The following is a 12342-nucleotide window of genomic DNA, read 5'->3' on the forward strand; positions in this document are numbered from 1 at the left end:
ATGAAGGTACTTTTTCATTCATTTCATGATGTGGAAACCATAGTGAAAGAAGTAATGACCGACTTATTAAAAGATACGACGAATCCCTTGGATTTCGATAAAAGCTTTGTGGAATTAGGTATCAGCTCGGTGTTGTCTGTAGAAATGGTAGAGATGATGAATAGGAAGCTAGGCATAGACTTGGGGATTGAGGTCGTTTTTGATCATGAGAATATCAAGCAACTAGCCACACACATTTTCGAAAAATATCAGGAAATCGCTCAAGCAACAGATCGTATCCAGGCTGATCATGGCTCAACAACGATTGCGAGCAAGATAGGTAAAATCATAGCTCAACTATTGGATACACCTGTGGAAACTCTTAATTTCGATAAAAGTTTCATAGAGCTGGGCATTCATTCTGTGTTGGCGGTCGAATTAATAGAAGCAATCAATGCTGACTTGGGGCTTCATCTTGGCGTAGAAGTTATTTTTGATTATACAGAGGTGGGTGAGCTGGCTGAGTATATCTCTCTGCAATTTGCGTCAGAGATGGCAGCAGACGACAGCCAAATCCTGCCTACTGTTGCAAATGAAATTCGCCACTCCGATATCGCGATCATCGGAATAGCAGGCAGATTTGCTGGATCAGATTCGGTGGAAGAGCTTTGGAAGCATCTTGCGTCTGGCGACAGTTGTATCGAGGAAATATCACGCAGTGGTTGGGAAGCAGATCAATATTACGGCGGGCTTCTCAAGGACATTGATCAATTTGATGCATCCTTTTTCAATATTTCGTCTGACGAAGCAAAAAGTATGGACCCTCAACAACGGTTGTTCCTACAAGAATCCTATAAAGCCTTTGAAGATAGCGGATACTCGTTTGAACAGTTATCCGGGAGAAAAGTAGGTGTGTTTGTCGGGGGACGCCATTCAGACTACAAAGAGAAATCTGTGTTGGCCGAAGGTGTCTCTTCCCAAACGATGCTAGGCAATGAAATGTCGATGTTAGGGGCAAGACTCTCCTACTTTTTAAATCTCAAGGGACCAAGTCTTGCTGTTGATACAGCTTGCTCCTCTGCTTTGGTAGCCATTCATTTAGCCAGCGACAGTCTGCGCAGGGGAGAAACCGAAATGGCTCTTGCAGGCGGAGTGGCGATTCACAGCTCCCCTGACTTTTTTGTGATGTCCTCCAAAATGGGCGTGGTCTCACCTGATGGAACATGCAACACCTTTGACAATCATGCGAATGGAATGGTGTTTGGAGAAGGAGTGGGAGCAGTCGTACTGAAGCCAGTTGCGAAAGCAATGGAAGATGGCGACCATATTTATGCGATCATCAAGGGCTCGACCGTGAATCAGACAGGAAAATCAAACGGTATTACAGCACCGAGCATGCTTGCCCAAAAAGAATTGATTGTGGATGCCTATGAAAATGCAGGGGTTGATCCGGAGACGATCAGTTATATCGAAACGCATGGGACAGGAACGCAACTGGGTGATCCTATTGAAGTGAAAGCATTGATGGAAGCATTTCGTTCGTTTACCGATAAAACACAATTTTGCGCGATTGGCTCACATAAGCCCAACATCGGTCATGCCACGATGACATCGGGACTGGCGAGTCTGTTTAAAGTGGTCATGGCGATGAAATATAAGAAGATCGCTCCGACGATCAGTATCAAGGAAGTCAATAAGCATATCAAATTGACGGGAAGTCCCTTTTTCATCAATACCGAGCTCATCGAATGGAATACCAGTGACGCGACTCCGCGAAGAGCAGGAGTGAGCGCTTTAGGATCGAACGGAACCAATTGTCATCTGATTCTGGAAGAAGCGCCGACGGTACAACTGCAATCAAGCAAGCAGCAAGCAGGAGCTTATTACTTGTTTCCGTTTTCAGCCAAGAGCGAGTCAGCTCTCACGGGAAAAGTGGATGAAATGTCCCATTGGTTAGCAAAAGAAGCGGGACGTTTTCACGAACAAGATATTTCCTATACCTTGTTCACTGGGAGAAGTCATTTTTCGCACCGTTGCATGTTTATTGCCAAGGACGTAGAAGAATTACGGCAAAAAATCGCGGAAGTAAAAGAAACGGGAACAACTGCTGATTATTTTGTCCATAATGAATCGGATTTCGTGCAGCTAGAAAAGAGCTTGAAAGAGTTCGGAGAAAAATTAATTACAGAAGTAGTAGAGAACAGTTCGCTAACCACCCAAGCAAGGAAAGAGAAGCTGTCCACGCTTGCTGATTTATTTGTAAAAGGGTACAAGCTGGATTGGAGCTCCTTATATAAAAACGGCAAATATACCCGGGTGCCTTTGCCAGCCTATCCATTTAGAGGGGAACGCTATTGGCTGCCCAAAACAAAGAGACAGGATCGCTTGCCCAATACCCACCCCGAATTGTGGAAGGAGATGGACGAGCTTCTCTGCAAACTGTTATGGGGGCAAATGCAGTCCATCGGTTGGTTTACGGACAAGAGTGTGAATGTAGCCGACCTCAAGGCAAAAACAGGCTTCCAGCACCGTTATGAAAAATGGCTGGAAGAAAGTATAGCGATGTTAGCTCGTCATGGCTATCTCGATGGCTTTGATGGAGAGCAATGCCTGGTGGTTGATCCGACTTTGATCGAGGTAGATGCTGTATGGGCAGAATGGGATCGACGTAAGGTAGCATGGCGTAAGGATGCCAATTTAGAAGTGCGGATCAGATTGCTGGAAGCAACGATGAAATCTCTGCCGCACATTGTAACAGGCAAGCGACTTGCTACGGATGTCATGTTTCCAGGCTCTTCTATGGAATTGGTACAACATATTTATAAAAATAACCCGGTGGCAGATCACTACAATGAAGTGCTAGCGGAAACAGTTGCCACCTATGTGGAAGAACGGTTGAAACAAGATCAGTCTGCAAAAATTCGCATCATAGAGATTGGTGCGGGGACAGGCGGAACGAGCACGTTTGTATTTGAAAAGCTGAAGCCTTATCAGCAGTTTATGGAAGAATATTGCTATACCGACATCTCCAAAGCATTTTTGATGTTCGCACAAAAGGAATATGGACCGCACGTTCCGTATCTGACCTATCAAATTTTTAATGTGGAAGCGCCTTTTGCTGAGCAAGGCGTTCGAGAGGGCTATTACGATCTGGTGATTGCAGCTAATGTGTTGCACGCCACCAAAGATATTCGTAAAACCTTGCGCCATACCAAAGCTGTTTTACGAGAAAACGGTTTGGTTCTTTTAAATGAGATTAGCAGTAATTCCTTGTTCCTTCATCTGACCTTTGGTCTTTTGGAGGGATGGTGGCTGTCTGAAGATACGGATGTACGTATTCCTGGTTCTCCTGCCTTAACTCCGGCAGATTGGGAAACAGTACTGGAAAAGGAAGGATTTCACGCGATCTCTTTTCCAGCTCAGGAAGCTCATGATCTGGGACAACAGATTGTCCTTGGAAAAAGCGATGGCGTCCTCCACCCTGATGTTTGTGTCGGTACGACTGCTTCACCTATCGCGCGAGAGACTGTCCATCAGTCAAAAGCAGAAGGGAGAGTCTCTTCGCAGCCAGCACCCCAAAACATTCCAAGCCAGTCTGGGGTGACCGAGCAGACGGTGACGGATTATGTGAAGGATATGATTATTGAAAAGCTGGTCACCGCATTGGAAGTCGATGTCGATTCGATCGATGTGGACGAACCTTTTAGAGATTATGGATTGGATTCCATTCTCGGGGTTCGTTTGGTTCAAGAGATCAATCAAGCGATGATCATTGAAATAGAGACGACCATTCTTTTTGATTACAGTACAGTCAATCAACTTGCCAGCTATATTTTGTCTGAGTACAAAGAGGTCATTTCTCATGCGTTAGGACAGAAAGTCAGTCTATCCGAGCAGAGGGAAGATTCCGTCTCTGCTATTCAGACTGAGCCATTCATTCAAGCAGCTCCTATGCTTTCAGCGGAAAAAGGGCGCGCATCAGAAAAAGCTGCGTTCCTCGCTGAACCCATTGCGATTATTGGAATGAGCGGTACGTTTGCCTCATCTGACAACACTGACGACTTATGGGATCACTTGGTGAACGGTTCGGATTTGCTTACGAAAGTGACTCGTTGGGATTTATCAGCGTACGGACTGGACGAGGCAGAAGGCTATCAATACGGCGGGCTTGTAGAAAATATTGACTTGTTTGATCCGCTTTTTTTCAACATCTCCGGTCTGGAAGCTGACTATATGGACCCGCAGCAACGCTTCTTTTTAGAGGAATCCTGGAAAGCGTTGGAGGATGCTGGCTATGCAGGTCAAGGCGTGCATGGAATCCAATGCGGCGTCTACGCAGGATGTGCCAAAGGTGATTACGATCGTCTCGTGGGAGAGAATCCTCCTGCCCAAGCCTTCTGGGGAAATATGGAGTCCATTGTGCCTGCTCGGGTTGCTTATCATCTGGACTTGCAGGGACCTGCCGTCACGATTGATACGGCTTGCTCCAGTTCCTTGGTGGCGATTCATATGGCATGCCAAGCCTTGCGTACAGGTGAGGTCGACATGGCATTGGCAGGTGGTGTCTTCATTCAATCTACGCCGGGATTCTATTTGTCTGCCAAGCGAGCAGGTATGCTGTCACCGACAGGACGCTGCCATACATTTGATGAGCGGGCCGATGGCTTTGCGACGGGAGAAGGCGCTGGTGTCGTTGTACTGAAACGTCTCTCGGAAGCGATCGCTTGCGGTGACCATATTTACGGTGTCATTCGAGGCTCGGGAATCAATCAGGATGGGACGACGAATGGGATTACTGCGCCGAGTGCGAAATCTCAGGAGCGATTGGAACGCAATGTCTACAATACATTCGACATCAATCCTGAGCAAATTACGATGGTCGAGGCTCATGGAACGGGAACCAAGCTGGGAGATCCGATTGAGTTTCAAGCGCTAACTCGCGCTTTTCGGACATATACGGATAAAAAAGAATTTTGTGCGATTGGATCGATCAAGACGAATATTGGTCATACCCAGATCGCAGCAGGCGTTGCAGGGGTCATCAAAATCCTTTTGTCATTGAAGCACAAACAAATAGCGCCATCGCTGCATTTTGAAGCAGGGAACGAAAACATTACGTTTGCAGACAGCCCGTTTTATGTCAATACAAGCCTGAAGGAATGGTCAGTGGAGCCGCAAGCCAAACGTTGTGCGGCGATCAGTTCCTTTGGAGCCAGCGGTACAAATGCGCATATGGTCATCGAAGAGGCGCCTCAGGTAGAGCGGAATCATGCGAAAAAGCCGGGCTATTTGATTGTGTTGTCGGCTCGCACTTTTGAACAGCTACGCCAGCAGGTTGCCCAATTGCTTTCGTTTTGTGAAAAAGCACCGGAGACGGATTGTGGAAATATCAGCTATACGCTGTTAGTAGGCAGAAAGCATTTCCATCACCGCTTCTCTTGCATGGTTCAGCATACAGCTGAGCTTGTCCAGCTTTTGAAAAAGTGGCTGGAAACAGGAAAAGTATCTCAGGCTTTTGTTTCCGAGTTAAATGAAAAAGATCATCGTGAACAAACCGCATTGAAACGTTACGGTAATCAAAGCATCGAGAATTTGCATGGGACGAGTCAGGCGAGCGAATATTTGGAACAGTTGTCTGTGATCGCAGAATTGTTTGTGCAGGGATATGGATTGGACTATGACAAGCTGTTTGCGGACGATTCGTATTCTCGTATTTCTCTTCCCACGTATCCTTTTGCCAAGGAACGCCATTGGGTACTTGAGAGTGAAACAAAAGCAAATGCAAGGGTAGCAGCAAAAAACGCCACAGCGTCCGTGATCCATCCCATGCTGCATCAGAACACTTCTACTTTCTCCGAGCAACGGTTTAGCTCCATCTTCACGGGAGAAGAGTTTTTCTTGGCGGATCACGTAGTCAAAGGGCAGCGGGTGTTACCGGGAGTTGCCTATCTGGAGATGGCAAGAACCGCGATGGAGCACGCTGTAGGAGTGAGAGTCCACGGGGATACGGCGATGAAACTACAAAATGTCGTATGGGCTCGTCCGATCGTTGTAGGCGATCAGCCTGTTCAGGTACATACGGGTCTCGTTCTCGAAGAAGATGGTGAGGTGTCCTACCAAATCTATAGCGAGGCAGAGGGCAGTGATGCTGAGATCGTGGTACACAGTCAAGGAAATGCTGTGCTTAGTCCGCTTTCGGAGTTGCAAATGCTTGATTTGCCCGTTTTGCAAGCGCAGTGCAGCGAGCATGTGATTTCATCCGAGGAATTCTATAAGTTCTTTAGAGCGATTCAGATTGATTATGGATTCGGACATAAAGGAATAGACAAGGTATATGTCGGGCCAGGACAAGTCTTGGCAAAGCTGGTTTTACCATTATCGGTCACCGGCTCAGAGGATCAGTTTGTCTTGCATCCTAGCTTGATGGATTCAGCTTTGCAGGCCTCTGTGGAGTTAACACTCTCTTCCCGTCACGTGATGTCGTCGGATAGTATGGCAAAACGCAAGCCAGTGATGCCTTTTGCCCTGGAGGAGATTGAAATCATCAGCCCGTGTACCCCTGAGATGTGGGCATACGTGCGATACAGCGACGGAAGCCAAGCGGGGGATAAGGTAGAAAAATACGATATGGATCTATGTGACGACACAGGAACGGTTTGTGTACGAATGAAGGGATTCACATCTCGGATACTGGAAAGAGAGATCCAAACAGATCGGACAGCAACAAAAACGCCAGTTGAGACCTCTAGCGAATCGCTGATTGGAACGATGCTGCTCAGCCCTGTATGGGAAGAGGTTGTGATGGACCGTGGTTCGGAAACGCCACTTGCAAGTGATCGTATTCTGATTGTTTGTGCAGATGATGGGAACCGAAGCCTTGTTCAACAACGCTATCCTCAGGCAGCTGTTATGGAGATTACACCCGCAGAGAGTATAGATGAAATAGCGGTGAAGCTGGAGCAAGTTGGTTCGATTGATCATATCATCTGGATTGCGCCATGGATTGATTTAGAATATCTGGCAGAAGAGGCACTCATCATCGAGCAGGAGCGCGGTGTATTTCATGTGTTTCGCTTGCTAAAAGCGCTGCTCAAGCTGGGCTACGATACAAGGGAGCTAGGATGGAGTCTCGTAACCTTCCAGACCCAACCCATTCATCAAAACGATGTGGTCAACCCTATTCATGCCAGTCTTTACGGATTAGTCGGTTCGATGGCAAAAGAATACACAAACTGGCGTATCCGACTTGTTGATCTGGAAGCTGGTCGTGCTTGGCCAATGGAAGAGGTTTTCACCCTTCCGCCAGATGCCGAGGGAAATGCAACGGTTTATCGCGGAGGGAAATGGTATCGTCAGGAATTGATTCCATTACGTCAACCGCGATGGGAACAGGCTTCCTACAGGCAGGGGGGAGTCTATGTTGTGATTGGAGGTGCTGGCGGTATTGGCGAAGTCTGGAGCGAATACATGATCAGCACGTATCAAGCGCAAATCATCTGGATTGGACGCCGAGAAAAGAATGCAGAAATCCAAGCCAAAGTGGATCGACTTGCGAAGCTCGGACCTGCTCCTGTCTATATGGCGGCGGATGCGACGAATCGCAAGTCCTTGTATTTTGCCTATGAAGAGATCAAAAAGCGATACAAGCAAGTGAACGGAGTCATTCATTCCGCGATTGTCCTGCTAGATAAAAGCCTCGCGAATATGGACGAAGAGCGCTTCCGTGCCGGACTTTCGGCAAAGGTAGATGTAAGCGTGCGGATTGCGCAAGTATTTGATCGGGAGCCGTTGGATTTTGTCATGTTCTTCTCATCGATCAACTCATTTACCAAGTCGCCTGGACAAAGCAATTATGCGTCAGGTTGTACGTTTAAAGATATATTCGCGCACCAGCTTACGTTGCATAGCCTCAGTGCAGTGAAGGTGATGAATTGGGGATACTGGGCGAACGTAGGCATTGTTGCCACCAAGGATTACCAGGAGAGGATGGCACAGGCAGGATTAGGCTCCATTGAACCTAGTGAAGCGATGATGGCCTTGGAAAACCTGCTTGCTGGACCGATGAATCAAGTCGCGTTGGTGAAAACAACGAAAGCACAGGCCATGCTTACGATAAATTCGGATAAATCGATTCACATCTATCCAGAAAAACTGGTATCACACATCGAAAGTGTAAAGAATGAAATGCCCAAACTAGAGTTTTCGTCTCAACGCAGACAATCTGAAATGGAGGCTTATAAATGAACACAATGGATAAGCTTCTCAGTGAACTACTCTATGGTCAATTACTGTCAATCGGGCTGTTCACGGTAAAAAAACAGACAATAGCAGAACTCAAAGCCAAATTGCATGACAGGTACGGCAAATGGCTGGAAGAAAGCATAGCCGTTCTCGTGCAAAACCATTATCTTGCGTACGACGGAGAGTCACTCATCGCAAACGATATCACCCCTATTGATCTCGATACAGCATGGAAAAAATGGGAGGAAGAAAAAACAGCATGGCTCAACGACCCGAATAGTAAAGCTCAGGTGATTCTGGTAGAGGCAACAATGCGAGTATTGCCAGAGATCTTACTAGGAAAGATTCCAGCTACAGAGATCATGTTTCCTAATTCCTCGATGGAATTGGTGGAAGGGATTTATAAACATAACGTGGTTGCAGATTACTTTAACGAAGTGCTAGCCAATACAATTGTTACTTATGTGAAGCAGCGTACGGAGCAAGATGCTTCTGCACGGATTCGAATTTTGGAAATCGGGGCAGGTACAGGTGGAACCAGTGCGATCGTACTGCCAAGGCTAAAACCCTTTCAGAAGCATATCGAGGAATATTGTTATACCGATGTTTCGCAAGCCTTTTTACTTCACGCCGAAAAAGAGTACGGAGCCGAAAATCCATATCTTACGTATCGGATATTTAACGTGGAAAAGCCTGTTGAGGATCAGGGGATCGCTGCGGACACCTATGAACTGGTGATTGCCACAAACGTGCTGCATGCGACGAAAAATATTAGCCAAACCTTGCTCCATGCCAAAATAGCTTTACAGAAAAATGGCTTACTGATTCTGAATGAGTTGACGAGCAATACCTTGTTTGCTCACTTGACGTTTGGCTTGCTGGATGGTTGGTGGCGCTATGATGATCCAGAATGGCGTATTCCTGGATGCCCTTTGTTAACGGTTGAAACATGGCAAAAGATGTTGAAGAAAGCAGGATACCGATCAGTTTTCTTGCCAGCGGAAGAGCATTTGGATTTATGCCAGCAGATTATTGTTGCAGAAAGCGATGGGGTTATACGCCGTAGCAGTCAGCCGAGGCAGTCGGCGGTAACAGTTGCGTATTCGCCTATAAAAAAGCAAGCCACAAACTTGAAGGCGAAACCACTCAAAAAACAAGTGCCTGTACGCACAACACCAGCGAAAAAATCAGGCAGAGTCACTGAGGAAGTTCTTCGCGAAAAAAGTACGATTTATATGAAAAGGCTGATTGGTGAAACGCTTAGAATTCCGACCCATCAGATTCAATCATCAGCCCCATTAGAGCAATATGGGATTGATTCGATTCTGGTTGTGCAATTGACCAATTCTCTTCGCAAAGATTTTGCGAATATGAGCAGTACGATATTTTTCGAGTATCAAACGATTGATGCCTTGATAGAGTATCTCATCGAGACGCAAAAGGAAGTGTTGATCAAGGTAATAGGTTTAGAAGCACAGGAAGCAATTGAAGAAACATACCAGAGCGAGATAGAGAATGAGGAAATGACCGTCGCTGCTTCAACGGCGTACACCAATCTTCCTGTGAGAAAAACGAGACGCTTTTTATCCGTTCGAGAACAAGAAAGCAAGGAATCCATTTCGCCTTCATCTGTGGTGCGGGATGTGGCGATCATCGGTCTTTCCGGGCGTTATCCGCAGGCGAAAAATGTGGATGAATTCTGGAACCGTTTAAAAGAGGGGAAAAACTGCATTTCTGAAATCCCTAAGGATCGCTGGGATTGGAAGAATTATTTTGACGAAGAAAAAGGCAAAAAGGAATCTATGTATTCAAAATGGGGCGGATTTATCGATGATATGGATAAATTCGATCCCTTATTTTTTCAAATCTCTCCAAAAGATGCCGAAGAGATGGACCCGCAGGAACGGTTATTTTTACAAGAAGCCTATGCGAGTATCGAGGATGCTGGATATACGCCTACCACTCTGTGTGAAAGCAGAAAAGTAGGCGTTTTTGTCGGCGTGATGAATGGAAATTATCCGACGGGAGCCACTTATTGGTCGATCGCGAATCGACTCTCCTATCTCTTAAACTTTCAAGGTCCAAGTGTGGCGGTGGATACCGCATGCTCCGCTTCTCTTACAGCGATTCATTTCGCCTTGGAAAGCTTGTACAGCGGTACAAGCGAGTGTGCAATCGCAGGGGGAGTCAATCTCATTGTCGATCCCGTGCACTATATGAAATTGTCAGCTTTGACGATGCTCTCTCCTTCGGATCAATGCAAGTCCTTCGGCGATCAAGCGGACGGTTTTGTGGATGGAGAGGGTGTGGGCGCAATCGTCTTGAAGCCTTTGGATAAGGCGATAGCCGATGGCGACCATATTTACGGAGTCATCAAAGGAAGTATGATGAATGCCGGTGGGAAAACGAATGGTTATACCGTCCCAAATCCGCAGGCGCAGGCGCAGTTAGTGGCAGATGCCTTACAACGTGCCAAGGTACATGCAAGAACGGTCAGTTATCTGGAAGCACACGGAACAGGGACGGAGCTGGGAGACCCGATCGAGGTTGCTGGACTTACTCGCGCCTTTGAAAAAGACACCCAGGACAAACAGTTTTGTGCATTGGGATCAGCGAAGTCGAATATTGGACATTGTGAAAGTGCGGCAGGGATTGCTGGAGTAACGAAAATATTATTGCAGCTGAAGCACGCGCAATTAGTGCCATCCTTACATTCCAGCACACTCAATCCCAATATTGATTTCACCAAGACTCCGTTTGTGGTGCAGCAAGAGTTGGCGGAATGGAAACGCCCAATCGTTGAGATCAATGGCACAACCAATGAATATCCACGAATTGCAGGGATTTCCTCGTTTGGTGCGGGGGGAAGCAATGCCCATGTGATTATTGAAGAATATATTCCGGAAGAGCAACAGCCATCCAGTATAAAAATCACACCTCAGAACCCGGCTATTCTTGTTTTGTCAGCAAAGAATGCGGAGAGGTTGTATGAGAAAGCTCAGCAGTTGTTAGCCTTTATCCAAGAACACTCCTTATCTGATGCGAACTTAGCCGACATGGCGTACACGCTTCAGGTAGGACGTGTCGCCATGGAAGAGCGTCTTGCTGTCCTTATTGGCTCTGTGAAGGAGTTGCAACAAAAACTAACAGCTTATGTAGAAGGACAAGAGCATATTGCTGATTTGTATCGGGGTCAGGTAAACCGAAATCAGGAAATGCTGGATATTTTAACGTCCGATGATGAATGGGAAGAAACGATTTCGAGATGGATGGAACGAGGGAAATACAGCAAGCTTCTCGACCTGTGGGTGAAGGGCTTACCTATTGATTGGAACAAGCTTTATCAGGAAGAGCAACCGAGTCGTATCAGTTTGCCGACGTATCCTTTTGCCAAGGAAGCTTATTGGATCGAAGCCAAGCCTGTTAGCAGTAGCGCAGGGGTAGGTTCGATTCATCCTTTGTTACACAAAAATACATCAGACTTCATGGAGCAGCGGTTTAGCTCCACGTTTACGGGACAGGAGTTTTTCCTGAGTGACCATGTCATCAAGGGTCAACGTGTCTTGCCAAGTGCGGCTTATCTGGAGATGGCACGGGCAGCGATACAATTGGCGACGGGAGGTCTGGGTTCGGAGCAAGAACAGGAAGGACTTCGTTTCAAAAATGTGGTCTGGACTCAACCTTTGGTTGTCGGGTCAGAGCCCGTTCAGGCTCATATCGAACTCTATCCTGAGGCGAATGGTGAGATTGTTTTTGAAATTTACAGCGATAGCAGGCAAGACCAGGAGCAAAGAGCGGAGATTGTACACAGTCAGGGAAGTGCCGTGTTGTGCTCCATTCCAGATATTCTACCTTTCGATCTCACCGCATTGTGGGAACAGTGTAACCTAAGCACACTCAGCGCGGAACAATGCTATGAAGCTTTCAAAAAGATGGGAGTCGACTATGGGCTTGCACATCGTGGGATAGAGCAAATTTTGATCGGTCAGGGGCAGGTGCTGGCGAAGCTGTCTCTGCCTTCGTCCGTGATGAAGACCCAAGGACAATTTGGTCTGCATCCGAGTTTGCTCGACGCAGCCCTACAGTCGTCGCTTGGCTTGATGATGGCAACCAGTGATTTTT

Annotated in this window: 2 protein-coding genes (1 of these 2 only partly in view); both read left to right on the forward strand. The window is 46.8% G+C overall.

The genetic code is table 11. The features are described 5' to 3' along the window. Complete coding sequence (locus POF51_RS05705) at nt 1-8223, forward strand: SDR family NAD(P)-dependent oxidoreductase (RefSeq protein ID WP_271754354.1); 8223 nt, start codon at nt 1-3, stop codon at nt 8221-8223. After that, on the forward strand, nt 8220-12342 hold the 5' end (the start) of the coding sequence (locus tag POF51_RS05710; protein WP_069851340.1) for an SDR family NAD(P)-dependent oxidoreductase. It continues 7808 nt past the right edge of the window; 4123 of the gene's 11931 nt are visible here — the first part of the coding sequence; the start codon lies at nt 8220-8222; its stop codon lies off the right edge, out of view. Before POF51_RS05705 ends, POF51_RS05710 begins: the two co-directional genes overlap by 4 nt.

Source organism: Brevibacillus sp. AG (assembly GCF_028369215.1).
Lineage (GTDB): Bacteria > Bacillota > Bacilli > Brevibacillales > Brevibacillaceae > Brevibacillus > Brevibacillus porteri.

Excerpts from the sequence above, each read along its gene's own strand:
- POF51_RS05705 (WP_271754354.1), top strand. The coding sequence starts at position 1 with ATGAAGGTACTTTTTCATTCATTTCATGATGTGGAAACCATAGTGAAA.